The organism is Labrys sp. F242 (assembly GCF_057813875.1).
In genome coordinates this window covers 1-24,724 of the sequence record NZ_JBVASG010000011.1, presented here as the reverse complement: position 1 = coordinate 24,724, position 24,724 = coordinate 1, and the positions used below count along the sequence as shown (strand labels likewise).

General features: G+C 58.8%; 18 protein-coding genes. 8 read left to right on the top strand and 10 right to left on the bottom strand.

Annotated elements, in window-relative coordinates:
- Positions 1-79 precede the first annotated feature (79 nt).
- The 3 genes from ACZYTC_RS33845 to ACZYTC_RS33835 form a co-directional block, all read right to left on the bottom strand.
- A complete protein-coding gene (locus ACZYTC_RS33845) occupies positions 80-2,134 on the bottom strand; it encodes a sigma-54-dependent Fis family transcriptional regulator (RefSeq protein WP_434960410.1) in 2,055 nt (684 codons plus the stop codon).
- 172 nt (positions 2,135-2,306) lie between these two features.
- Positions 2,307-2,780: a hypothetical protein gene (locus ACZYTC_RS33840; RefSeq protein WP_434960409.1), complete on the bottom strand. Its 474-nt coding sequence runs from the start codon at positions 2,778-2,780 to the stop codon at positions 2,307-2,309.
- Between the two features lie 190 nt (positions 2,781-2,970).
- Positions 2,971-3,972 (bottom strand): helix-turn-helix transcriptional regulator, encoded by a 1,002-nt coding sequence (locus ACZYTC_RS33835; protein ID WP_488991717.1) that lies wholly within the window; start codon positions 3,970-3,972, stop codon positions 2,971-2,973.
- A gap of 49 nt (positions 3,973-4,021) precedes the next feature.
- Here ACZYTC_RS33835 and ACZYTC_RS33830 point away from each other — a divergent pair, with 49 nt between their 5' ends.
- A complete protein-coding gene (locus ACZYTC_RS33830; protein ID WP_488991716.1) occupies positions 4,022-5,068 on the top strand; it encodes a hypothetical protein in 1,047 nt (348 codons plus the stop codon).
- Positions 5,069-5,115: 47 nt separating this feature from the next.
- Positions 5,116-5,940 (top strand): acid phosphatase, encoded by an 825-nt coding sequence (locus ACZYTC_RS33825; protein ID WP_434960406.1) that lies wholly within the window; start codon positions 5,116-5,118, stop codon positions 5,938-5,940.
- 501 nt (positions 5,941-6,441) lie between these two features.
- On the opposite strand, the gene ACZYTC_RS33820 is transcribed toward ACZYTC_RS33825, so the two are convergent.
- The 4 genes from ACZYTC_RS33820 to ACZYTC_RS33805 all read right to left on the bottom strand — a co-directional run bounded on the left by ACZYTC_RS33820 (position 6,442) and on the right by ACZYTC_RS33805 (position 10,019).
- Complete coding sequence (locus tag ACZYTC_RS33820) at positions 6,442-7,476, bottom strand: DUF1254 domain-containing protein (protein ID WP_434960405.1); 1,035 nt, start codon at positions 7,474-7,476, stop codon at positions 6,442-6,444.
- A gap of 273 nt (positions 7,477-7,749) precedes the next feature.
- Positions 7,750-7,881 (bottom strand): DUF808 family protein, encoded by a 132-nt coding sequence (locus ACZYTC_RS33815; protein ID WP_434960404.1) that lies wholly within the window; start codon positions 7,879-7,881, stop codon positions 7,750-7,752.
- A 78-nt stretch (positions 7,882-7,959) separates the two neighbouring features.
- Positions 7,960-9,000: an isopenicillin N synthase family dioxygenase gene (locus ACZYTC_RS33810; RefSeq protein ID WP_488991715.1), complete on the bottom strand. Its 1,041-nt coding sequence runs from the start codon at positions 8,998-9,000 to the stop codon at positions 7,960-7,962.
- A gap of 143 nt (positions 9,001-9,143) precedes the next feature.
- On the bottom strand, positions 9,144-10,019 hold the full coding sequence (locus tag ACZYTC_RS33805; RefSeq protein WP_488991714.1) for a DeoR/GlpR family DNA-binding transcription regulator: 876 nt from the start codon (positions 10,017-10,019) through the stop codon (positions 9,144-9,146).
- An 857-nt stretch (positions 10,020-10,876) separates the two neighbouring features.
- Between ACZYTC_RS33805 and ACZYTC_RS33800 the strand changes: the two genes are divergently transcribed.
- The 5 genes from ACZYTC_RS33800 to ACZYTC_RS33780 all read left to right on the top strand — a co-directional run bounded on the left by ACZYTC_RS33800 (position 10,877) and on the right by ACZYTC_RS33780 (position 15,891).
- Positions 10,877-12,160 (top strand): ABC transporter substrate-binding protein, encoded by a 1,284-nt coding sequence (locus ACZYTC_RS33800; RefSeq protein ID WP_488991713.1) that lies wholly within the window; start codon positions 10,877-10,879, stop codon positions 12,158-12,160.
- 63 nt (positions 12,161-12,223) lie between these two features.
- Positions 12,224-13,165 (top strand): carbohydrate ABC transporter permease, encoded by a 942-nt coding sequence (locus ACZYTC_RS33795; protein ID WP_434960400.1) that lies wholly within the window; start codon positions 12,224-12,226, stop codon positions 13,163-13,165.
- Positions 13,162-13,995 carry a carbohydrate ABC transporter permease gene (locus ACZYTC_RS33790; protein WP_441773576.1) on the top strand — a complete coding sequence of 278 codons (834 nt, stop codon included), beginning with the start codon at positions 13,162-13,164 and terminating at the stop codon, positions 13,993-13,995. Before ACZYTC_RS33795 ends, ACZYTC_RS33790 begins: the two co-directional genes overlap by 4 nt.
- Before the next feature lie 3 nt (positions 13,996-13,998).
- On the top strand, positions 13,999-15,087 hold the full coding sequence (locus ACZYTC_RS33785) for an ABC transporter ATP-binding protein (protein ID WP_488991712.1): 1,089 nt from the start codon (positions 13,999-14,001) through the stop codon (positions 15,085-15,087).
- Positions 15,088-15,162: 75 nt separating this feature from the next.
- Positions 15,163-15,891, top strand: coding sequence for an SDR family oxidoreductase (locus ACZYTC_RS33780; RefSeq protein WP_454817440.1), 729 nt, complete (start codon positions 15,163-15,165; stop codon positions 15,889-15,891).
- A 378-nt stretch (positions 15,892-16,269) separates the two neighbouring features.
- Here ACZYTC_RS33780 and ACZYTC_RS33775 read toward each other — a convergent pair whose 3' ends face one another.
- The 3 genes from ACZYTC_RS33775 to ACZYTC_RS33765 all read right to left on the bottom strand — a co-directional run bounded on the left by ACZYTC_RS33775 (position 16,270) and on the right by ACZYTC_RS33765 (position 19,084).
- Positions 16,270-17,340, bottom strand: a complete 1,071-nt coding sequence (locus ACZYTC_RS33775; RefSeq protein WP_488991711.1) for a fatty acid desaturase — start codon at positions 17,338-17,340, stop codon at positions 16,270-16,272.
- A gap of 198 nt (positions 17,341-17,538) precedes the next feature.
- The gene (locus ACZYTC_RS33770) at positions 17,539-18,336 is read right to left on the bottom strand and encodes a LuxR C-terminal-related transcriptional regulator (protein WP_488991710.1); all 798 of its coding nucleotides are present in this window, start codon (positions 18,334-18,336) and stop codon (positions 17,539-17,541) included.
- 397 nt (positions 18,337-18,733) lie between these two features.
- A complete protein-coding gene (locus tag ACZYTC_RS33765) occupies positions 18,734-19,084 on the bottom strand; it encodes a COG4315 family predicted lipoprotein (RefSeq protein ID WP_488991709.1) in 351 nt (116 codons plus the stop codon).
- Positions 19,085-19,424: 340 nt separating this feature from the next.
- On the opposite strand from ACZYTC_RS33765, the gene ACZYTC_RS33760 reads away from it, so the two are divergent.
- Positions 19,425-23,729, top strand: coding sequence for a chemotaxis protein CheB (locus ACZYTC_RS33760; RefSeq protein ID WP_488991708.1), 4,305 nt, complete (start codon positions 19,425-19,427; stop codon positions 23,727-23,729).
- Positions 23,730-24,724 lie beyond the last annotated feature (995 nt).

Below are 24,724 nucleotides of genomic sequence, written 5' to 3'. Positions count from 1 at the left end.
GGACAAGGCGACGCGCCTTGTCCGGGCAGGCCGAGTACGGCCTTGCGCCGGCTCGCCCCCTGCTCGCAGGCGGCACAGTTCAGACAAAACCGCGGCGGATGCCGTATTGATCGAGCTTGCGGTAAAGCGTGGGACGGGAGACGCCGAGCCTGCGGGCTGCCCGGCTCAGATTGCCGTCCTCGGCAGCCAGGACCTGGCGGATCGCCTGTCGTTCGGCTTCTTCCAGCGTTCCCGAAACCACCGGCAACGATGAGGCCTGGGCGTGGCCATCGCTGCATGTGGAGCGGATGATTTCCGCTGGCAGGTCGGAAAGGCCGACATTGCCGCCATTGCTGAGCACATGCAGCTTCTCGACCAGATTGCGCAGCTCACGCACATTGCCCGGCCAGCGATAGGCCATAAGGTGATCCAGTACCTGCGGCGTAAACACCAACGGCTCCATCTGCATGCGGGCAGCAATCTTCTGGTTGAAGTGGTCGAGCAGCAACAATATGTCCTCCCCGCGCTCGCGCAGCGGCGGTACGCGGATCGACACCGTGCTGATGCGGTAGAAGAGATCCTTGCGAAAACGCCCCGCCTCCACCTCCTGCTTGAGCTCGCGATTGGTCGAGGCCACCAATCGGACATCGATCGGCCGGCGCCGGCTGTCGCCGATGCGCGTCACCACGCGGTCTTCGAGCACACGCAACAGGAAAGGCTGGATATCCAGCGGCATTTCCCCGATTTCGTCGAGGCTGAGCACGCCGCCATTCGCAAGCTCGAACACACCCGGCTTGCCCTCGCGGCTGGCGCCGGTGAAGGCGCCGGGAGCATGCCCGAACAGCTCGCTGCCGAACAGTTCGCGCGTGATCGCCCCGCAATTGACCGCAACGAACGGAGCGTTCGCCCCCGATGGGCTGCCTTGCTGAACGAGCCTGGCAAACAGCTCCTTGCCGACGCCGGTCTCCCCTTCGATCAGCAAAGAGGTGACGTCACTGGACTGGGACACCCGACAGGCAATGTCGACGGCTGCCCGCAAGGCCGGGCTGTCGCCGACGATGGCAGCTCTCGCCTCGTTGAGGCGCGTGGATGCCGGATTGACGGCCGACACCAGGCTCGGCGCCGAAACGGGCGGAAACACCAGCGCCGCACCGCGTAGATCTCCATCCAGCTCGAGCCGATTGACATGACAGGTCTGGAATTCCTGCGGCAGTTGGCTGACCACCCTCTCCAGTCTGTCGGCAGCCGTCAATTCGACAAGTCTCCTGGCCTGGGCTCCCGAGAAGGAGGCGAGGATGCCGCCCTCGATCGGCCTGGGCAGATTGGCCTTGTAGATCACCCGGCCATGGCGGTCGACAATCATCAATCCGTCGGAACGGCGATAGCGCGGCGCCGAGGTGATGAAGGCTTCGAGCAGGCGCGTGCGCTCCTCGCTCTGCTGGTCGGCCAGGGCCTTTTCGATTTCCCGCGCGGCCGCTGCGACCAGGGCGGTGTTGTGGGGCCTGAAGATATCGGGATGGCCGGACAGATCGACCACGCCGATGATGCGCCCGTCGAAGGGATCGCGCACCGGTGCACCGGCACAGGTCCACGCCTTGATGCCCGCGCAGAAATGCTCGGCCGCATGCACGAAGACGGGTTCACCAGCCCAGAGCGCCGTACCGATGCCGTTGGTGCCCACGACATCCTCGGTCCATTTGCCACCAATCGCCAAATGGATGTCCATGCCATCGCGCAAGGTGCGCTCGTCGCCGACAGTGTCGATGAGGGTGCCCTCGCCGTCAGCGAGAACCAGCATGGCGCCGGTGCCTTCAAGCAACCGGCCGATCGTGAAGAAGGATCGGCGCGCCGCTTCCAGGAGTTCCCGATTGAGATAGGCCAGATGCTCGACCTCATCGCGCCCTCCCCTCAGGGGAGCCTCATTCTGTTGAGCGTCGATGCCGCCCGTCGCGCAACGATGCCAGGAGTCGTGAATGAGGGAACGGACCGGCGAACGCGCACGATCCTGATCCGAGGCACCGGAGAGCAGGTTCTCCCAGGCTCGCATGGTCCGTCGTTCGTCATAGTCGTGGTTCGCCACGGACAGGTTTTGTGCCTGCCGACCGGGTTGGGCAACGCTGGTGCGGATGTCGTCCAGATCGATATCGCGTGTCATGCGTGCTTCACATTGCTTTCTCGAGTAGCACCTCTAGTTCATGTGAGTTCCAATCGGACGGCGCCCTTCTTGCGAAGTTCGAAGGACGCCGCCATGCCGTGGCCAAACGAACATCAAGAGCACGCTGTCTCCGCCCTATCAGGCAGACAAGGCAAGAGCGAGGCTCCGGAGCTCATTCGAGCTCCAGCCGGTGGCCGATTTCGGCAACAAGCCAGTCTTCGGAATGATTGCCGGACAATATCCGGTTGTCGAGATCGGCAATGAGGACGGCGATCTGCTCCTCGAGAGGCGCAAAAAAACCATTCTCACTGGTCGCCAGCACGAAGATCTCGTTCCCGTCACGCGCCGTGATCTGGCCGAGATGATGGAGCTGGCGGCTGGTGTTTTCATCCACGATGATGACACGGCCATTGAGACTGACCCGCACCCGCGCGAGGGCCTCCTGGGCAGCAGCAGCCCCGCTCATATCGTGGAAGATGAGCCCTCTCGGCTGAGGTTTCGGCTTGGCTGCCCTGCCCGCGGAGTAAGCGCCGCCGCTGAACTGATCGGCAAGACGCGTGATGGTAGCCCGATTTTCCGAAAGAAGCCTGCGAAACGCGGCATCCTCCCGGCGCGGACCATCCCGCTTGGAAATGATCTCGACCACGAATCCCTCCCAGATTTCATTGGCCAGAACGGCGGCATTTCATGCTCTGAAACGAGCATATTCTTTTTCCGGCCGCCCCACCAGCGTCACCTTATAGGCCAGGTCTTCGCATCACGGGTAGTAGAGGAGTACGACATTGGAGGTTCCAGCCGCAGCGTGTGCCGGACCATCAAGGCGAGCCGAAACGCGATTATCGCAACCGCGACTGCTCACGAAACTGACGTGGTGTAAGGCCAGAAATTCGGCGGAAGGCGCGGCTGAAGTGTGCGGGATCCGTATAACCGGAAGAAAATGAAACATCGATGATCTTGGATTCAGTATCGCGCAAAAGCTTACTGGCGTTCTCGTATCTGACGGCGTCGAGTATATCCGAATATGCAAGTCCGAGATGAGAGAGCTTACGTTGAAAGGTTCGCGCGCTGACGCCTGCCATCTCCGCAACATTAGCAAGAGCCGGAATTCCCTCGTCGAGATAGGCGGGCAACATCAGCTTGAGGAGTTCGACGATATCATAGGCAGCAGGACCGTCCTCGTTATCGTCCGGCGGAAGACCTAATTCGGTCGGACGCCGGGAAAGACTGAGATACGAGATCGGCAGGCTGATCCAGGCGGCAGGCTGGCCTGACAGAAAGCGCACATTTGGCCAGAAAGCCTGTGTCGCCGGCCCCGGCGTGTAGCGCGCTTCGAAGGCGATCGTTGCCGGCATCCAGTCGAGCCCCGCGAATTGCCGGACGATATGTATGGCGAAAATATTCTGGATCCACTGTGCGTGCTCCAGATGCAAGAATCCATTCGTCCTGGCGAGCCTGCTGCAAATCCGCACGTGATCGTCATCATGCTCGAGCCACATACTCAGAACCGTATCCTCTCGCGACGCCCATCTGCAAGCGTGCCGCAGCGCCACAAGCAGCGTGGGGGAGTGAGCGATCAGGGTCCGGGTTTTTCCCCTCATGTGGGAGTAGCTGATCCGCTGCGTGGCCAGAAAGCCTAAATCTTCGATACCCTGGCTTCTTTGCGCGGTTTCCGCAAAACGGAGTGTCGGGAGCAACGGGATATAGAGATCGCTCTTGTCCTCCAGAGACGACGGCAGTCGGAATTTTTCCAGAAGCGAACTGGTCGGTGCACCAATATCGTCAAGAATTCCGATGAAGGGCAGAAGAAACTGGCAGCGCGTCAAAGGGATGTTCGCCATCGGATCTCGCCGCAATGGTAGATTGATACTTCTAATTAGGCAGAGTTTCGTGAGATTCGCTATCGGCGCGAACAAAGAATATACCCTAGAGCAAAACGCGTTTCGACGCGTCTTTACGAATCCTGGCGCTTGCTTCCAATCGCAAAACGCTTTGGCGATTGGCGCGAAATGGCAAGACCAGCGATCGGCCAATGTCCGAAATGACCTGAACAAGGTCCATCTGTCGGTCCGGAACGTCGGCCATGCCGTCCTTCGTGCGGCGGTCCCTGCTCTCGGGAGCGTGTCGACGACGGTGAAATGCCAAGGGAAAACAGTGCGCTATCTCGCTATCGGGGTGATTTCGGCATCATTGGCAACGCCAGCTTGGGCATCCGATTTCTCACAGCCTCCCTCGCCGCACCAGCCCTTCATCGCATCGGGCCCGAGCTTTTTCATCACCAGCTATATCTGGGCGACCGCGATCGACGGAAAGAGTGCAACATTCCCCCCGCTTCCTGCCGCCGCCATCAATTTGAGCTTTCGCGATGTGCTCAAAGAGCTCAACGGCGCGATGATGGCCTCCCTGGAGATGCGTATCGGCCGCTGGGGTTTTCTGGTCGATGGGCAATTTTCCCAGGTCACCTCTGCGGGCGCGCTGCCAGGCCCCTTCTTTTCCTCGGTGAAGCTGCGTTCCCAAACCACGACCGTACAGGGCTCCATTCTTCATCGGGTCTATGACGGCCCGACCGTTTCACTGGATGTGGGCGGCGGCGTGCGGTTCTGGAACCTGAACAACAAGCTGGAGATCCTGCCGGGCCTGGCCAATCTTCGTATCGATCATCGCGACTCCGAGATGTGGGCAGACCCCATCGTCGGTGCCCGGCTCGGGATCAAGCTCAGCGGCCCGTGGAGCTTGACGGCAGCAGGCGATATCGGCGGTTTCGATATCGGCGCCAAGTTCACCTGGCAGGCATTGGGCAGCGTCAACTACGCCTGGAGCGAGAGCTTGACGTTGAAAGCGGGCTATCGAGCGATCCATGTCGATTATCGCAATGGCGGCTTTTCGTACAATGTGACACAGCACGGTCCGGCCTTGGCGGTAACATACCGATTTTGATCGATCAGTCTATTATATCGACGATGTTAAAAGGAATGGAAATGTTTATGACTGGGAATGCGGTTCGGGCGGCAAGTATTTCCGCGCTTGCGCTGCTCGCGCTCTGCGGGCAGGCCTTCGCGCAATCAAGCGAGGCCCAGCCCAATGTCACCGATCCGCATTTCAAGATCGCGCCGGGCTATCTGAAGAAATCCGACCTGCCCAACAGCCTGCTCCTTCTGGGGCCGCCACCCGAGAAGGATTCGGCAGCGCTGGCCAGGGACGAAGAGGCGCGCAAAGCGACGATCCCCATGCGAGACACCGCGCGCTGGAAGCTCGCCTATACCGACGCCGATCTCGCTTTCCCGCAGGCGGCCGACAATTTTTCCTGCGCGATGGGAATCAAGATCGATGAGAAACAAACCCCGCGGCTCTATGCGATGATGCAGAAGATGTTGTCCGATCTCGGACTGTCGACCTATGGCGTGAAGAACAAGTACAATCGCGTCCGCCCCTTCGTCGTTCACAACGAGGCGACATGCAGGGCGGATCAGGAAGCTATTCTGCGCACAGACGGCTCCTATCCGTCAGGTCATACGGCGGCCGGTTGGGGCTGGGCCCTCATCTTCGCGCAGATCAATCCCGAACGTTCCAACGAGTTGCTCAAGCGCGGCATCGCCTTCGGACAGAGCCGCGTGATCTGCGACGCTCACTGGCAGAGCGATGTCGATGCGGGGCGCATCATGGGTGCGGCGACCGTTGCGCGGTTGCAGACCAATGCGGCCTTCCTGGCCGACCTCAAGGCGGCAAAAGCGGAAGTGGAAGCGGCGAAGGCCAAGCACGCTGTTCCGACAGCGGACTGTGCGGCCGAGGCTACGGCCTTGTCCGAATAGTAAGCCGATTCCGGCCGGGTGAGCCGTACTCCTTCGCGTCCGTTCGACACCGAACGTCATGGGCTCGCAAGAAGAGCGAGCTCCAGCTGGCGGAAAACCACACGAATGACGGCTTTATCGCAAACTCATCGTCAATGGTTGTTGGTGCATGAGGGGCATTCGATTTCAGGGGTGCCCTTCAATGTTTTCAGGGCATCACTTTGATCGCTCGGTGATCCTGCTGTGCGGTCGACCATCGTCGGATCAAGCAGGGTTTCCGACCCGCACTCGGATGTAGATCACGCCCCACGCGCGGAGACGATCCGCTCCAGCTTCGAGATGGTTCACATGATGCGCAAACGACAGGCGAGGCAATGCCTATGATCCGGCGCCGTCATTGGCCGGGCAATTGGAGACTTTGGCGGCTTGAGCCGGTGCTAGCTGGCCTTGTCGTGACTGCATATCGCCGCTGCGACAAAGCCAACCGCCTTCTCCTTCCTCGCAGAATAATCCCTTGAGGACTCAGTTTAACGGGCTCGCCTCCGGAACCTTCCACTTCCCGCTGACAATGGATTGCTCCGGACGATAAAGCCGCGTGGTGTAGTTCCAACCCTCGACGATCGGCAGGCAGTTCGGGATTTTGCCGTCACAGCCGCCGAACTGGATTGTCGTCGATCCGTCCGCATTCTTCTTGGCGGTAATGCTATTGACCGAATAGGCGTTGTAGGCGTTCTTCTCGAAGAAGCCCTTTGGGTTGTAGACGCTGACCGACCAGAAATCCTTCACCGGCACATTCGCCGGCACGCTGAGGGTGTGGACTGTTTGGCCATCGTTTTTCGCGGGAGTGAAGCTCACATAGATGGCGTCCCTGTCTGGAATACCGCCCCATCCGGCGGCTGTGCCAATCAGGTGCTGGATCGGATCGACACTGCCGCGAGCTCCAAAGGCGCCCCGAAAAGACGTCTGATATTTTGCCAAGGCAAGCAGTGCATTGCGAATATCCGTGAGATTGCCTTCGTCCCAGTTTGGAAGATCGAGCCTGCCTGCCTCGTTCTGGTTGACCTTGATCGCATCCTGAAGCCTGTGGACCTCGTCGAGATCCTTCGGATCGTTGGGATCGACCAGAGTCCGGACAGCCACGAAGGCATATCGGGTGCCAACCGATTTCTGCGTCAGCGTCACTGGCTTCGTGCCGTAGGCGACGATCGGCAGGTAGTGGTCCTGGTCGACCACCATCATCGACATATAGCGCTTGCCCGCGTCAGGCAGCGAGAGTGTTACCGGGCCGCCGGCGAGATCAAACACCGCAAACGAATAGAGCGTGTCGCGGTTCATGCGAATGACCGTTTGATTGTCGATCGACGCGGGCTCTCGGGAGTGCTGAAACTTGCCCAGTCCGCCTATGACCTTTGCATTCATCGCGAGGTAATGGTCGGTCTCAGCGCGGAGGAAATTGTCCATGGTGACCGGCATTTTACTGCTTGCCGTCTGGGCAAATGCTCCACTGGTCAGCGCAACTGAAGCAAAGGCGAGACCGATCCCAACCAGGCGGAACATAAACAAACCTCTTCATTCAAGACCGCGCAGAGTAACGATGTGGTGCCATTCCACAGGGCGCGGCGCGGGGCATCTCAAACGCTGTCCAACCCGTCAAGGTCTGATCAGCAGACGAACTTTGTTCGGCCCTTTTCGAGCATAGGCAGACCACCCGTCTTGCCATTTCGCGCCAACCGCCGTCCGGCGACTGCTTTTATTCCATGAAGCGCCCGAGATGGCTTCCTCCCTACCGCCGCTCACCAAAACCTCAGAGAAATGGCGGGCTCTTGCCGGTCAAGCCCCGAGCATCCGCAAGGGCATAATCGTCTGCGGCGCAAAAAGGCTAAGCGCAAGTGAGACCGGCAGCAGGATCAGAAGCTTGTTCTTGAGCGAGTATGTGAAGATACGCGGCGAATGGATGGACACCGGGCCGTCGCCGCGTTGGAGACGGCTGTCGGGGGGCAGCACAAAAGTCGGGGTCGTCCCGCGTGTGAGGCATGCGGATCAGGCGGTCGCCGTCTTCTCCAGCAGATGGAGCAGATCCGGATGATGTTTGGCGGCAACGTCCGGATGAGAGCGCAGGCGGCTCTTGAGATGATTGATGCCCACCTCCCGGAAGATCGGATTGAGCGGATCGACCGTCACGCCGCGCTCGCTGCCCCGAAGCGCGTCCGGCAGCGGGATCACCGGTATCCGGGCGTGATAGCGGGCACCGAGGAAGAAGGCGACCGAAAAGCGTTCCGTGCCGCTCGGCGGTGTAACGACATCATGAACGTCGGCGCGCACGAAGCCGTTCGTCGCCATTTCCAGAAGTTCACCGCTGTTGATAACGAAGGTACCGGGTACGGGCGGTGCATCGATCCAGGCGCCTTCTTCCGTGCGGATCCGCAGGCCCGGCGTCGTATCCTGCAGCAGGACGGTGACGAAGCCGCCATCCTTGTGCGCGCCGACCCCCTGGTCGCTGCCGGCAGCCTCGCGACCCGGGTAACGGATGATCTTGAGAAGCTGCGACGGCGAGGGCTCGTAGATCTCGGCAAAGGCGTTTTCAGCCTGGCCGAGCGCAAGCGCCATCGCCTTCAGCACATCGATGCCGATGCGCGTGACTTCTGCCTGATAGCGCAACAGCAGCGGCTTCAGCTCCGGCTGGGCTTCCGGCCACTGGTTCGGGCCATAAAGCCTGTTCCACGGCGTGTCGGGACCCGCTTCGACAGGTTCGCCTTCGGTGTTGATGTCGAGCTGTTCGCGCCAATCCCGCTCGCCTCGCGTGCGCTCGTAGCCGGCTCGGTTATAGCCGCGGAAGTGCGGCGACCTCACCATCTCGATCTTCAGCTTCTCGTCTTCAGGCAGTGCGAAGAAACGCTTTGAGGCAGCCAGCACATCGTCGATCAGGCTCTGGGGCACGCCATGACCGGTCATGTAGAAGAAGCCGTGCTCATGCAGAACGCCTGTCAATTCCTTGATGAAGGCATCTCGTTCGGGCGGAGCGCCGTGGAAGCGTGAGAAATCGATTGTCGGCAGATGGGCCGCAGGGGCGCGGGTCGTCATGTCACAACTCCTGGAAGACAGGTCTGGCTCAAACTGCAAGCGGGGACCAACGCAAGCAAGGGGCATGACGATTGGTCGAAATGGAAGCCTTTGAACACGATGTGATGTCCAGAAAACAGAGGAAGCCTCTTCTCAGACGCCCTCTATCGAAAGGTTTGCGACGCAATCGCTTGGCCAAGCACGCCACCTGCGCGACGAAAGGGCCTGCCTTCCACGCGCTGCACCGGCACCGCTGTCACAGGTTTCTCAGCTGCGCGCAGAGGTGCAAGGGCTTCATCGGCAACCGCGTCGTCGGTAATGATTTCGTCGATCTCCGAAACCTCGCAAAGGGTACAAAAACTCGGCGAGGTAAATTTGGAGCTGTCGACGAGCAGGATCTTGCGTCCCGCCGATGCAATCATGGCGCGCTTCAGCGAGGCCACTTCCAGCGACGCCTCGGTCAGGAGGGTGCCGGTAACAGCCGAAGCCCCCATTAAACAAAGATCGGCATGCAACGTGCGAATGAAGCTCTCTCCAGGTTCTCCAGCAAGATGCCTATAACCGGCCCGGATGCTTCCGCCGGGCATGATCGTCCGCCAGGACCTGATGTCGGCGGCGAAATCTGCGATTTCGAGGCTGTTCGTCACGATCGTCAGGGGAAGATCTCGCTCGGCCGCAGCCCGCACAGCCTCCATGACGGTCGAGGAACTGTCCAAAATGACGCTGTGCCCAGCGCTCAGTCGTGATGCAGCCTCCCGTCCGATCGCCAACTTCTCGGCGCGCTGCAGTTGAGCGTTGAGCGAATTCTCGCGCTCAAAGGTCGCTCGTGCAGGCTGAACCAGATGTGCACCGCCATGGGTTCTCTCAAGATAGCCCTTTTCCATCAGGTATTCGAGATCGCGCCGCGCGGTGGATTGAGACCCGCCTGTCGCATCAGCCAGCTCTTGGACGCTGGCTGCGCCATTCGCCCGCAGATGCTCCAGGATGATCGCCCTGCGCTTCGCGGGAACCATGTCTACTCGTTTGGTCGCCGATTCCATGGCCCTACCTTGGTTGTCCCTGCCGCTTCCCGCTGCCACTAACAGATCGTGTACCCGCAATCCACGACCAGACCAGATCCGATCCGATCCGATCCGATCCGATCATTGCGCCTAATCCTTCAATTTCTACCATTATCGATCAAGTAAGCAATCGAAGTCTTGCTGATGACGACACCATCGCTGCCGGAACCGTGACGATCTGCATCACTCACATTGATTCTCATGCTCCTCTCTCGTCATTTGATCATGGTCTCCGAAGATGGGGAGAAAATATGAAACCAAAAACGGAGATGGCGTCCATACCCGACCCAGTCCCGAAGGAGGATAGATCACCAGCCAATTCACTCGACTTTGACATAAATAGCCAAAAATATCGAAGATATCGCGGTGCATCGAGAGCTTGGACATGGAGGCTCTCCCAATTTGGCTGCGCTAATTAGATAGAGATTGACAGAGTTTGGAATTTTGCTTTTATGGCAAGCGAACCAGAGCGGTGCCGTCAACGAGGATCACCCGGTGTCAGCCAGACTTGATCAGAAACCGGCACATAGTCGCACTGGCCGCGATGAGCGCTCTGAGTTCATTTTCAGCGCCAACGCGGATAGCGATGTCGGGGCCGATCTAACTGACGCTGGCTTCGACTGGCCCTCCAAGCCGCTACCCCGACGCAATCGTCTGAGGCTCATCAAACAGGTCATAGAGATCGATCGGCGAGACATCGTCGACATCACGCCGGTCTCTCAGCCGCAACGTCTTCGCTGCCTCGTTTCAATGCGCACATAGCGAGGAAGGACCACAAGCAGTTACGGCACCGTGCGCGCGCCTAAACATAAAAATATCCATGAGGAGGAAACGTTATGCGACGCAGAGCCTTTCTTGGCACAAGCTTGCTTGTGTTCGCCTTGTCGACCGTGTCAGCATTTGCGCAGCAAAAGGAAGTCACGGTGTGGTCCTGGTTCATCCAGAGCACCATGCAAAAGTCCATCGATGCCTTCGAAAAGGCGCATCCGGATATCAAGGTAACCTATACCTACTATAATTACTCGCCAGAATACATCACAGCGCTTAAAGCGGCTGCCGCCTCGAACAGTCTACCCGATGTCATCGGCCTGCAGCCGGGCTCCCTGACCCAACAATATCGTGACAATCTGGTTCCGATCGACCAGCTCGCCGCGAAGACGTGGGGCGACGGCTGGAAAGACAAGATTTTCGTCGTCAACCGCAAGCAGATGCAGATGGGAAACCCGGCCGGAGACAACAATAATTATATTGTTCCGCAGGAATCGCAGGTTCTTTGCATTTGGTATAACAGAAAACTCTTTGAAAAATTGAACATCGCCGTACCCAAGACATATGCCGATTTGAAGGTGGCTTCCAAGGCTCTCACCGATGGTGGCTATATTCCGATGTTCCAAGGGGCCGCTGACGGCTGGCAGAACGAGAACGTATTTCTGATGCTCGCCAACCAATTCTCGCCAGGAATCGTCGACAAGGCTCAGGCTGGCCAGATCCCCTGGTCGACCCCCGAACTGATCTCTGCAATGAAGGCCTGGAAGGGCTTGTTCGACGACGGGATCTTCCAGCAGGGCGCCCTGGGCGCGCATGCCTATCCCACCGGCGCTCAATTGTTCGCGCAGGGTCGCGTAGGCATGATGGCACTGGGTTCGTGGTGGATGCAGGAAAGTAAATTTCCACCGCCGCTTTCCGAATTCGTCCAGAACATGGATGGCTTCGACTATTTCTATCTTCCGCCTGTCAGAGACGGCGGATCCGCAAGCCCGCCGGTGGGCGGCATCGACATCGGCTATGGCCTGACGAAGAACGGCGCGAAGAATCCCGAGGCCTGGACCTTCCTCTCCGAGTTGACCAACGGCGTCGGCTTGCAGGCGGCGTTGAACGACCTCAACGATCTGCCGGCTTTCGAGGGGCATGAGCCCAAGGGCGACATCACCGATCACGTCAAGCAAATGTCGGCTCGGTTCATGGCCGACCTGCCAAAGGCCGAGAACCAGCGATTTGCCTCGCCCGCCGTTGCCGAGGCGTTGGACAACGCGCTCGCTGGCGTCGCAGATGGAAGTGTTCAGCCAGAGGCGGCATTGGCCTCCGTACAAGCTGCGACGGACAAAGCTCTCGGCAAGTGACCATCAAGCTGAACAGCCCAGGGGTCGGGTGCGGCGCGCCCGGTCCTTCCCGGAGATGAAAACATGGCAGCAAGAACCGGGATGACGGGACATGCGATCGCGACGACGAAGCCCTCCTCTTCAACGAAATTGCTGCGCCTCTACAGCTTCGTGGTCCCGGCGGTAGCGCTGTTCGTCGTCTTCATCGCTTATCCCATTCTCTGGGTTCTGGGCCAAAGTGTTTATGTCAAGGATGCGGCTGGCGCAGTCTCGTTGAGCGCATTGGCGAACTACATCGCCGTATTCCGCGACCCGACATTCTGGTTGGTCGTCCGCAACATGACGCTTTGGGCGATGATCACCATCCCGGTACAGATGTTGATTGGCGGCCTGCTCGCCTATTTCATCGAACGGCATACACATCGTCTGCGCGGCTTTTTCCGCACGATGTTCTTCCTGCCGGTGGTGACATCGGTTTCCGTCGTCAGCCTCGTATGGGTCCAGATCTACGCGCCTTACTATGGCATCGCCCAAGAATATCTGAGGCATGTCGGGATCACGATGTCGACCTCGCCCATCGGCGATGCCAAGACGGCAATATATGCCCTCATCATCGTGAATATCTGGCAGTGGACCGGGTTTTCGATGCTGATGTATATCGCGGGCATTGCGAACATGCCGAGCGAGATACTCGATGCGGCCCGTATCGACGGCGCGACTGGCTGGCGCCTGGCTGTGAATGTCGTGATACCGATGCTTGCTCCGGCGACCAAGTCGCTGCTGTTGCTCGGCATCATCGGTACGCTGCAGACATTTCCGATCGTCCATCTGATGACCGGCGGCGGGCCCAACCATGCCAGCGAGGTATTCGGCACCTACATTTTCAAACAGAGCTTCATCCTCAACGATGGCGGAGGCGGAGCGGCACTCTCGGTTATCGTCTTGCTGCTCGCCCTGGCGCTTTCGCTGGTCCAGATCGTTCTACTCGGCACCCGCCTCGCGCCTGCCTCGAAGGAGCGACCGTGACAAGCCTCACCCGAAGCCAGATCCACTCTTTTGCCGTTCACTTCGTGCTGTTCATCGTGCTGGCGCTTTGGATGGTGCCGCAGATCTATATGCTCTCGATCGGCCTGCGGACCCCGGCACAGGCCTTCGACGCTTCTCTTGTCACCTGGCCCGTCACCTTCGACAATTTCGTGACGGTAATAAGGGACAATCCTCTCAGCAGGATCTTCTTGAACAGCCTTATCGTCACGGTTGCGACTGTGGCGATCGTCGTCGCGGTTTCCTCGCTCTTTGCTTTCGCCTGCGCTGTACTGCGCCTGAGGGGAACACTCTTTATCTATACCGCCCTTTTGACCACGCTGATGGTGCCGCTCGCCTCGCTGGTGCTCCCGCTTGCGATCCTTCTCAAGAATTTCGGCTGGATCAACACCTATATCGGGCTGATCATGCCCTATGCCGCGCTTGGCGTGCCCTTCGCCATGGTGATCCTCAAGGCTTTCATGGAGGACTCTCCGCAGGAGCTCTTCGAAGCAGCACGTGTTGACGGGTGCACCCCCTGGCAGACCTATTGGCACGTGGCGCTGCCATTGGTGCGACCGGCCCTGGTCTTCGTGACGATCTGGCAATTCATCGTGACCTGGAACGAATTCTTCCTGGCGCTGATCGTATTGACCAAGGCCGAGATGAAAACGCTTACCATCGTTCCGATGCAATATTCCGGCCTCTACATGGCCAATCCAGGCGCTTTGTTCGCGATCCTGACTCTGATCGCACTTCCCCTGATCCTCCTCTATGTGCTGGTGCAGCGAGCCTTCGTTCGAGGTCTGCTGGCTGGTGCGGTGAAAGGCTGAGATATGGCCACGCTGTCGATCGACAACATCACCAAGCGGTACGGAAGCTACTCGGTCATACCGGAACTCTCGCTGACCATACCCGATGGAGAGTTTTGCGTGCTCGTTGGGCCCTCGGGCTGCGGGAAGTCCACCCTGTTGCGGATCATCGCCGGGCTCGAGCCGATTTCATCGGGCCGTATCCTCATCGACGGTGCCGATATGAGTGCGGCCGAGCCGACGGAGCGCGGCGTGGCGATGGTCTTCCAATCCTACGCACTCTACCCGCACATGGATGTCAGGCGGAACATAGGCTTTGGGTTGGAAATAGCCCGCACACCGCGTAGCGAGATCTCGGACCGGGTTGGCAAGGTGGCGGCCAAACTGCGCCTGTCCAGCTATCTTCGTCGCAGGCCTCGGGAGCTTTCCGGCGGGCAACGCCAGCGCGTTGCGATTGGGCGAGCGATTACACGCAAGCCCAGGCTATTCCTTCTGGATGAACCCTTGTCGAACCTCGATGCGGCTTTGCGTGTCGGCATGCGGCTCGAGATCGCCCGCCTCAAGGCCGAACTTGCATCGACCATGATTTACGTCACCCATGACCAGGTCGAGGCCATGACGCTGGCCGACCGCATCGTGGTGATGAATGCGGGCCGCATCGAGCAGGTCGGCCCGCCGCTGGAGCTCTATGAAAGGCCGGCCAATCTCTTCGTTGCCGGTTTCATCGGCTCACCGGCCATGAACCTCCTGAAAGGCAGGGCCGAAGCCCTTGCCGACGGGCAAATATCCATTGCGCTGGAGATCGGGGCCCATGTGCCCGTTCCCCCGATCGCAGGCTTGAAGCCTGGCGATCTGGTGACTTTGGGCATCAGGCCCGAGCACGTGTCCTACTCCCTTGACGGGGGGGCCGCTGATTATATCGGCCAAGCCCACATGGTCGAGATGTTGGGCAGCGACACCTTTATTCATCTGCGTTGCAACGACGAAGCCCTGGTTATCCGCGACAGTGCGGGCCGCCGCGCCCGAGCGGGGGATAGGATTGCTTTGTCCTTCCCTGCGGAGGCCTGCCACTTGTTCAACGCCGCTGGCCTGCGCGTGTCACAGGCAAACTGACGAACCGGCTTCGTGCCGCCGCCGAGGCAGCGCAAATGCCTCGGGCACCACAAAAACTTGCAAAGGAGACGACAAATGACCGACTTCAACGGGCGCACTATCTTGGTCACGGGTGGTAGCGGCGGGATCGGGGGAGCCACCGTGCGCCATCTCGTCAAGGCCAATGCCAAGGTCATCGCGAGCGGACGTTCGCAAAGCGCGCTGGACGCGATTGCGAAGGAAACAGGCTGCCGCACCCTGGCGTTCGATCTTGCATCGGAGCAAGAGATCCGCGGCGCCCTGGAAGGGCTCGATCTATGGGGGGTCGTCAATTGCGGCGGCTTTGGCGGAGAGATCGCCACCCCGATGGATACCGATATCGCGATCTTCGACAAGGTGATCAGCATCAATGCCCGCGGTGCACTGATCGTCACCAAATACGCCACCCAGTCGATGGTTCGGCTTGGCGAGGGCGGCGCCATCGTCAACGTTTCCAGTCAGGCTGCCCTGGTGGCTCTCGACGGTCACATCTCCTATGGGTCGTCCAAAGCCGCACTCGACAACATCACGCGTGTCTCGGCACTTGAGCTCGGCAAATACAACATTCGCGTCAACAGCGTGAACCCAACGGTGGTCATGACGCCGATATCATCCGGACATTGGAGCCAGCCCCACGTTGCCGAGCCTTTCTTGAAGAACATGCCACTAGGCCGTTGGGCAACGGAGGACGAAATTGCCGCTCCCATCGTGTTCCTGCTGAGCGATGCGGCATCGATGATCACCGGTGTCTCCCTTCCAATCGATGGCGGCTATAGCTGCAGATAGGGAAAAGGCACCGTCACGGAGACGTCCGGGCTGGGTTAAGGGCGGGGACGACATCCATTTCCTACGCCCGCCCTCGCATCCTGCCCGGGGTCGTTCGGCATGCCATCTGCGGGTACCTTCGCTTCTCCTGGAGCTACCGCGATATTGAGGACCTTCTGGCGGAGCGAGAGATCGACATCTCCGACAAAACTATCCGTCGTCGGGTCGCCGAGTTCGGGCCGCGGTTTGCGAAGGGGCTGCGGCGTAGGCGACCCCGCCCAACCGGTGGTTGGCATCTGGACTTGCTGGCGCAATTTTCATGCCCGGCCTCCGTTTCCTTGTCCCCATCTGCTGATGAGGCGCCTGGCGCTGCAGGGCCCGCGAGCAACCGGTTTGAGGTCAGAGGCTGATATTATGGCGGTGCGACGCAGCGGTGGCTGCGCTCAGGCGACGCCTGCGCAATTCACGAAACGAAATGAGTTTTCCCTGGTTTTCGTCCCACAAAGCCAGGCCGGCACAGTGCAGGCTTTGGACCAGCGTAAGCCTGCCGACGGTTGCCAATGCTGGATGATCGATCAAAACCTGCGGAAGGCGGTAAAACGGAACACGACTGCATAAATGATGTACGTGATGCACACCTATATTACCAGTGAACCACGCCAAGGGAGGTGGAAGTTCATAATAGGAACTTCCATGAAGCGCTGCCTCCTGCACATTCCAGTCACCGTCATGTGCCCATTGCGTATCCTCGAATTGGTGCTGCACATAGAAGAACCAGACCCCGATCGAGGCGGCGATCAACATCACCGGGCCTTCCACGAGAAGAAATGACTTGATCCCCACGAGCCATAGCATCGTAACGACCAGTGTTGCGATTGCTGCATTTGTTCCCATCGTGCTGAACCAGGGCTGCCATCCGGCACGCATGAAACCGAATGGCAGCCGCTGATGCAGCAAAAACAGATAGGCCGGCATGAAGCCAAACAAGACGATCGGATTTCGATACAGGCGATAGCCGAGCTTGCTGTAAGGGTTCAGGGCAAGATATTCAGTGGTTGTGAGGGTGAAGATATCTCCCACGCCTCGATGCTCGAGATTGCCCACGGCTGCGTGATGCGTCGCGTGGGCCCTGCGCCAAAAGCCATAAGGCGTCAGTGTCACCACACCGATCACCCGGCCGAGCCAGTCATTTGTCGCGCGCCGGCGAAAGAACGCTCCATGTCCGCAATCATGTTGGATCATGAAGAGGCGTACGAGGAATCCGGCAGTCGGTATAGCCAGAAGAAGACACAGCCAATAGCCGACGCCGAGCGCTAGCCACATGAGCCCCCACAGGCCGATGAATGGAATGGCTGTGACCAACACCTCGAAGACACTGCGTGAGGTTGCCGGCTCACGATATTGGCTCAGGATGAAATTCCAGGATCGCGGAGCCTGGGTGAGGGCATCGATGTCTTTGTCGTCCAACATCCGAATTCTCAAATAAATAGACGGTGGACACTTCACGCAACGGCCACAGCCGTTCGCTGCATCTGCGTTCCACGCGGGCAATCCGAACCTCAGTTGTAGCTGGCAGCCATCCGACAGAGTAGCCTCGGAAACTACTCAGGGCGCAGGAAATCGGCCTCACCTACCGAACTCCCCTCCCTATGAACTCCTATCCTCGGATCAATTTAGTTCCGACTGCGGGAATAGCCCCTTTGTGAGAAATGCGATTTCGGTACGATTGCGGGCCTTGATCTTTTGCATGATATTGCGGACATGCACCTTGACCGTGCACTCGCCCACATTGAGACTGTACGCAATCCGCTTGTTTGCCTCTCCCTGGCGCAACAGGCGAATGACGTCGAGCTGCCTATCGGTGAAGAGATTCTGGTCCTGATCGTCGCGCGCCCTCGGATCTGAAACCGACGCAGCAGCAGACCGGAACGCCGTAAGGCTACCGGCCGGAACAAAGATTCCTCCTGCGCGTACCAGACGAATGGCTGCGATAGCCACGTCGAGATTTGCGCTCATGGATATATAGCCTTTTGCCCCCTGTTCCAGCGCTTCAACAATTTCAAGCGCTTCCTCCCTGTCGGACACGACAATGACTTGTGCTGCAAAGGCAGCTCGAATGACAAAGGCCACATTGCGGCGAATCGCAACTCTGGTCGGCTCAAGCCCCGTGGCACATAGGAGAACAATCCCGACCGGAACGTTGGGAGCTATCCCATGCCAATGCTCCACATCCCGATAGCTAGTAAGCATCAAGTCCGTATCGCCAACTGCGAGGCAATGCGCCAAACAATCGCGGAAAAGAGTATTCCCATCGATGACGGCAACACTGGTTTTGGGGTGGTTTTTCGACACAGCATCCAAGCTCTGATCCTGGGACGAGCCAGAAGCCGAATTGCCCTCGTCTCGGATTTCCGGCGAAGATACTGTTTTATTGAAATGTTTATCTATCATCGGCGAAGTATTCATGGCCTCCGTCTCCGTCGGACTTCTCGTGAATGCCTAGCTCGAACTCTCACACGGGCCAGCAATCACAGCAGGCGACCTACCGGTCCTGCTATCCTATGCGTCAGCCTTTACGAGGCGGTAGGTTCGGAAACTACTCAAATCCGCGCCTCCAAGCCGGCCCTATGCTTTGACGGATTCAGGGCCGGGCGCGCCCTGGAAGGGCTTGAGAATACATGCCTTTTACCTTGCTTCCTGGACGCAATATCAACACAGGTGCGTCATTTGAATGCGAAGGGAGCTTTCCCGGCGCGCGGGCCTTCTCAGCAGGATCCACGATTGATCATATCTGGGATCTCTTCAAAACTGAGCACTTCGTAGCCTTGCCTACTGTTTCTCCAGCCTGGCCTGCGACGCGCGATTATTCCGCCACGACGTGCCAAATGCCGCCCTTACCGTCGCCGGCTTTATCGCCCGCTTTCTTGTCTTCCTTATAGAAATACAAAGGCTTGCCGTCATACGACCATTGCATTTGGCCGTCCTTGCGCTTGGCCAAGGTCCAATCTTTCGTCATCTTCTCGCTCGTTTTACCCAAATAGGGCGGCCAGTTCTTGGCACAATCGTCATAACAGCTCGAGACCCCTGCCTTGTCTTTATCAAAGACATAGAGCGTCATGTCATTTTTGGCCTTGAGCATGCCCGCGTGAGCGGCAGGTACGAGTAGGGCCAGTGCACCGCACAAGGCGGCAGCGCCCGTCAGATGGATCTTCATGACGATAATCCCATGCACCGCGTTGCCCGCGGTGTGAAGGCGTACAGGTGCCTATTTGTTCTTCGACGGCACGAGCCTGCAATTATCCAGCGTATGTCGCCGGCAGGAGCAATTACAGGCTCGGAATCTACTCAGGCCGGCGTCCAAGCGGTCATTGCGACAACCGGCGTCGCCACCAGGATTTCGTGATAACATGACGCGCCACCGGATTTGTGGAGGACCTCGCGAAAGCAAAAGCGCCATGCCGACACATGACCTACCCCGGGACCAGCGGGCAGTTCGCCAATCCAGGCAGCGCTCGCTGCCAAAGCGAGGTCCTCCGAGCGGGAACGACGATTTTTTGGTTGTCGGGATCGGTGCCTCGGCCGGCGGGCTGGATGCTGCAGCCGGTCTCATGAAGGCCCTGCCTGCGAATAATGGCATGGCTTTCATCCTGATACAGCATCTCGATCCCACGCATCACAGCATGATGGCGGACCTGCTGGCGGGCCACACCTCCATGGTCGTCGGACAGGCTGAGGACGGCATGCGGCTTGAGCCCGATCACCTCTATGTCATTCCGCCCGGCACCTACCTCTCGGTCACCAACGGCGCTCTTCGCCTTTCGGAACCCCAGGCCCGCCACGGCGCGCGCCTGCCCTTCGACTTTCTGCTGCATTCGCTGGCAGAGGGATATGGCGATCGCGCCGTCTGCGTGATCCTGTCGGGAACCGGAGCCGACGGCAGCCTCGGGCTGAAGGCCGTGAAGCACGAAGGCGGTCTCGTCATCGCCCAAGATCCGAATGAGGCCGGTTATGACGGTATGCCGCGCAATGCAATCCTGACAGATTCGGTGGACCTCGTGCTCCCTGTTGCCGAGATGCCCGACGCGCTGGCCCGATATGATCGGCGTATGGCCCTTCCAGGCACAAAAAGCAATTTGGGCCTGGAGGGCTCACCCAAAAAGGGGCTATCCCAAATCCTCGAACTTCTTCGCACCAGGACCGCCCACGATTTCAGGCTCTACAAATCGGGAACGCTGCAGCGCCGGATCCAACGGCGCATGGCAATGGCTGCGATCGAGCCCGAAGGCATGGAGCGCTATCTCGATCTGCTGAACAACGATGCGGGCGAACTGGATCTGCTTGCCAAGGATCTTCTCATCAACGTCACCAGCTTCTTTCGCGACCGACAAGTATTCGATTTTCTGGCTAAGAAGATCATTCCGAACCTCGTCCGCAACCATCCACCCGATCGGCCGCTACGGATCTGGATCGCCGGCTGCAGCAGCGGCGAGGAGACTTATTCCTTGGCGATGCTCTTTCGCGAAGAAATCGCGGCTGCAACGCCCAACCTCAAATTGCAGGTCTTCGCCTCCGACGTAGACCCGGACGCCGTCGCGAGCGCACGCGAAGGCCTTTACCCAACGACGATCGAGACGGATGTTTCACCGAAACGGCTGGCGCGCTTTTTTGTGAAGGAAGAGCAAGGTTACAGGGTTTTGCCCGAGTTGCGCGCAATGGTGGTCTTCACGGTGCAGGATGTTCTGGCCGATCCCCCCTTCTCCCGCCTCGACCTGGTCTCATGCCGCAATCTTCTGATCTATTTGCTTCCGGAAGCGCAGGAAAAAGTCATCGCGCTTTTCCATTTCGCGCTACGGGAGGGCGGGTTTCTCCTTCTCGGCAACTCGGAGACCATGCTCAACGCCGCCGATCGTTTCGAGATGATCTCCAAGCCAGAGCGCATCTATCGCCGTATCGGTCGCACTCGGGCGGGAGACCTCGACTTTGCGCTGAACGCTGGCGATAGCTTGCGGGTACCGGCGCGCACGGGGCAAAACAGCGCGCCCTCTAGACAAGCCGCCCTTGCCGAACTTTGCCGGCGGATGGTGCTGGAGACCTACGCGCCTGCGGCCATCCTGATCAACCGGGAGCATGAGTGCCTCTATTATCTGGGGCAGACCGATCGCTATCTGCATGTGCCGGCGGGGTCCCCCACACGCGACCTGCTGGCCATGGCCCGGCAAAACATACGCATCAAACTTCGATCGGCCATCCAACGCGCCAGCCAGGAGAATGTACGGACTGTCGTCGCCGGTGTTCGTTCGAACCGCGACGACGGGGGATCGTTCCGTATCGTCGTGCAACCGGTTCAGAGCGGGGGCGAGGATCTCTTGCTGATCTGCTTTATCGACGAACCGGCTTCTGCCCGAAGGCAAAGGCGCGGGAATGCGTCCCATGACGCGCCTCGGATCGCCGAACTCGAAGAAGAACTGGAAGCGACGAGGACTGAGCTGAGCTCCGCCATCCGCAATCTGGAGACTTCGAGCGAGGAACAAAGGATCATCAACGAGGAAGCCCTCTCCGTTAACGAAGAATACCAGTCGACCAACGAGGAGCTGGTAACGTCTAAGGAAGAACTGCAGTCGCTCAACGAGGAACTGACCGCCCTCAACAGTCAGCTCCAGGAAACACTGGAACGTCAGCGCACGACATACAACGATTTACAGAATGTTCTATACAGCACCGATGTCGCGACACTCTTTCTCGACACCAAGCTCAACATCCGCTTCTTCACGCCGGCAACCAAAGCGCTCTTCAGTGTCATTCCGACCGATGTCGGCCGGCCGCTCGCCGATTTGAGTTCGCTTGCCGTCGACGGCTCGCTTCTTGCGGATGCGCGAACGGTGCTGGACACTCTTCATCCCATCGAGCGGGAAATCAAAGCGCGTAACGGTAGCTGGTACCTTCGGCGTATCTTGCCCTATCGCACCCAGGACAACGGTGTCGAGGGCGTCGTCATCACCTTTGCCGACATTACTGAACGCAGGCACGTGACGGACGCGCTGGAAACGGCCAGGCGGGAGGCACAGCGCGCCAATGTCGCCAAATCGCGCTTTCTCGCTGCTGCAAGCCATGACCTCCGCCAACCTCTTCAGGCGCTCAGCCTTATGCGGAGCATTCTGGAAAAAAGCATCAGGGAGGACAGGAAGAAAGAAGCATTGGTGCTGGCCGCGCGGCTCGATGATACGACCATTGCGATGTCGGGCATGCTGAATTCCCTACTCGACATCAATCAGCTCGAAGCAGGCACCGTTCATGCCGAGATGGCGAGTTTTCCGGTCGCAGATCTACTTGTGCGCTTGAAGGACGAGTTCAGCTATCATGCGCAAGCACAAAACCTCGTCCTGCGTGTCATTCCCTGTGGCCTTTCCATCTATAGTGACCCGCGTCTGCTCGAGCAGATGATCCGCAACCTGCTATCGAACGCATTGAAATATACCAGGCGTGGCAGAGTGCTACTCGGCTGCCGCCGTCAGCAGGACAAGCTGAGCATCGAGATCTGGGATACCGGCGTCGGAATTCCCAACGAAGAACTGCAGGCGATATTCGACGAGTATCATCAGCTCGACAATGCCGCACGCGAGCGCAACCGCGGCCTGGGGCTGGGCCTGTCTGTCGTTCGACATCTCGGCGAGTTGCTCGATCATCGGGTGCATGTCCGCTCGCGTCCGGGCAAAGGGTCCGTCTTCGCCGTTGACGTCATGCTCCGGGCAAAGCCAGTAGCGCGCCCGGTTCAAAACCTGCAGCCACCCCAAGCCGAAGGCAAGGTCGCGGCTCCCCATTGCACGGGCGCCATTCTGATCATCGAAGACGATCCTGAGATACGCGATCTCCTGGACCTTCTTCTCGCGGGTGAAGGCCACCAAACGGCAACGGCGGCGGACGGGCTCGAAGCCCTCGGCCTGATCGCACGAGAAAGGATCCGGCCGGACCTCGTCCTAGCGGATTACAACCTGCCAAATGATTTGGACGGGCTCGGGGTTACGTCGAAGCTGCGGACTCAGCTTCGACGGAATATCCAGGCCATTATCCTGACCGGTGACATATCCACAGCAACACTGCGCGATATTGCCAACCATGATTGTTTCCAACTCAATAAACCGGTGCAGCCAAAGGAACTGGTGCAGGCCGTCCAACATCTTCTTCATGCATCGCGGGCATTGACGTCCAACCCTTCACGCGCGCCCGACAATGCTGAGGCGGCCAGAACTGTTGGTCCGGTCATCTTTGTCGTCGACGACGACAGCTATATCCGCGACGCAATCTGCAGGATGCTTAAGGAAGACGGCTATGTCGTGGAGGCATTCGCGACGGGCGAGGCATTTCTTGAGATTTACCATCCGGGCCGCGAAGCCTGCCTTCTAGTCGATGCGTATCTCCCTGGCATGAGCGGGCTCGAATTGTTACGGCATCTGAATCATGCAATCCATCGGCTGCCGGCCATCATGATCACTGGCAACAGCGATGTGCGCATGGCTGTTCAGGCCATGAAGGCCGGCGCCTTGGATTTCATCGAAAAACCGTTCGGCCCCAGCGAACTGCTCACTAGTGTCAAACGGGCTCTTGAACGATCGCGCGATGCCAGCACCTTGTCCGCCTGGCGGGAAGGCGCGGCAGCCCATATCGCCACACTGACCAAACGGCAGCGACAGATCATGGATCTGGTTCTCTCCGGCCAACCCAGCAAGAACATTGCGGCAGACCTCGGCATCAGTCAGCGCACCGTCGAGAACCATCGCGCCTCAATCATGAGGAAGACGGGTTCGAAGTCGCTTCCGGCGCTGGCCCGATTGGCGCTCGCGGCCGCCTCCACGGACTCCTAGGAGGCTTATCCGTTGGCATATGTCGCGCGGCAACTCTTCCCTACTACTGTTCGCAGCTTGTCTGCCGATCGTCTACCCCCCTGAGCAGCGCCCTCTCAGACTTGGGCTTTCCTGCCGATGTATTCGTGAGATATCATTCTCATCCTGGCCGATTGCATGTTCGGCACCGAGGCGGGTTGGTTGCGGCAGATAATACCCAGCTTTAAAAACACTGACACATTGAGAACATGGGGGGAAACAGTCGACGAGGGGGCGGCTTTACCTCACGAAGCGGCAATTGTCCGTTTTGCTCGGACCGAAGAAGCATCTTGTGCTTGGCGAAAGCGTCAAGGCTTGACGTCTGCCGATACGGCCGATCGCACAAGCATATTGATCATGACATCGGAAATACGACATGGGAGGCTGTCGCCTCGTCTACATAGCCACTCATCTGCCACAACCTCCGCAGTCTCCTTGATAAGGCAGCCTCCAATGAAAAGAATAGCCTCTCTAGTTCGCTTGATCGGGGCAACTACGAGGCGCCCAGTTTCAGGATCAAAGGTTTCATAGCTAAATATTTTTGTCATTATTTCCCCTCATCAAGAGGATATAGAAATCTGTTGTCGAGCGAGATCTGCGACCCGAGACCCGAACTGGTGGATGAGAGGCTCTAAGCTCGCCCAGCATCGCTTATTTTGTCTCGCAAGCGCGCGCGCGACCGTAAGCCTTAGCCTTCCGCGGATCGGCGAATGGCCCAGGGCGGTTCCCTGCCGCTGGCGGACGGCATTGTCCCAGCCAGGAGTCACGAGCGCCCCAATAACCGGGACTTACGTCTAATATTGAAAGCCAATACAGAAGCGGCCGACGGCCTGTTAAACCCTGCCGACACCTGTCAAGCGAAGCGAGGATTTGACCCCTTTGGCGAAGTGAGGAACTGACCCCCTTGTCATTGCGCTGCGGTTGAAGTGGCATCAAGCGCAGATCCGGCCTTCTGCAGAAGGCCGGATCTGCGCTTT

Coding starts and splice junctions, on each gene's coding strand:
- ACZYTC_RS33765 (WP_488991709.1), bottom strand. CDS start 19,084: ATGAAGATCCATCTGACGGGCGCTGCCGCCTTGTGCGGTGCACTGGCC.
- ACZYTC_RS33770 (WP_488991710.1), bottom strand. CDS start 18,336: ATGAATACTTCGCCGATGATAGATAAACATTTCAATAAAACAGTATCT.
- ACZYTC_RS33825 (WP_434960406.1), top strand. CDS start 5,116: ATGACTGGGAATGCGGTTCGGGCGGCAAGTATTTCCGCGCTTGCGCTG.
- ACZYTC_RS33845 (WP_434960410.1), bottom strand. CDS start 2,134: ATGACACGCGATATCGATCTGGACGACATCCGCACCAGCGTTGCCCAA.
- ACZYTC_RS33805 (WP_488991714.1), bottom strand. CDS start 10,019: ATGGAATCGGCGACCAAACGAGTAGACATGGTTCCCGCGAAGCGCAGG.
- ACZYTC_RS33810 (WP_488991715.1), bottom strand. CDS start 9,000: ATGACGACCCGCGCCCCTGCGGCCCATCTGCCGACAATCGATTTCTCA.
- ACZYTC_RS33835 (WP_488991717.1), bottom strand. CDS start 3,972: ATGGCGAACATCCCTTTGACGCGCTGCCAGTTTCTTCTGCCCTTCATC.
- ACZYTC_RS33780 (WP_454817440.1), top strand. CDS start 15,163: ATGACCGACTTCAACGGGCGCACTATCTTGGTCACGGGTGGTAGCGGC.
- ACZYTC_RS33775 (WP_488991711.1), bottom strand. CDS start 17,340: ATGTTGGACGACAAAGACATCGATGCCCTCACCCAGGCTCCGCGATCC.
- ACZYTC_RS33820 (WP_434960405.1), bottom strand. CDS start 7,476: ATGTTCCGCCTGGTTGGGATCGGTCTCGCCTTTGCTTCAGTTGCGCTG.
- ACZYTC_RS33795 (WP_434960400.1), top strand. CDS start 12,224: ATGGCAGCAAGAACCGGGATGACGGGACATGCGATCGCGACGACGAAG.
- ACZYTC_RS33785 (WP_488991712.1), top strand. CDS start 13,999: ATGGCCACGCTGTCGATCGACAACATCACCAAGCGGTACGGAAGCTAC.
- ACZYTC_RS33800 (WP_488991713.1), top strand. CDS start 10,877: ATGCGACGCAGAGCCTTTCTTGGCACAAGCTTGCTTGTGTTCGCCTTG.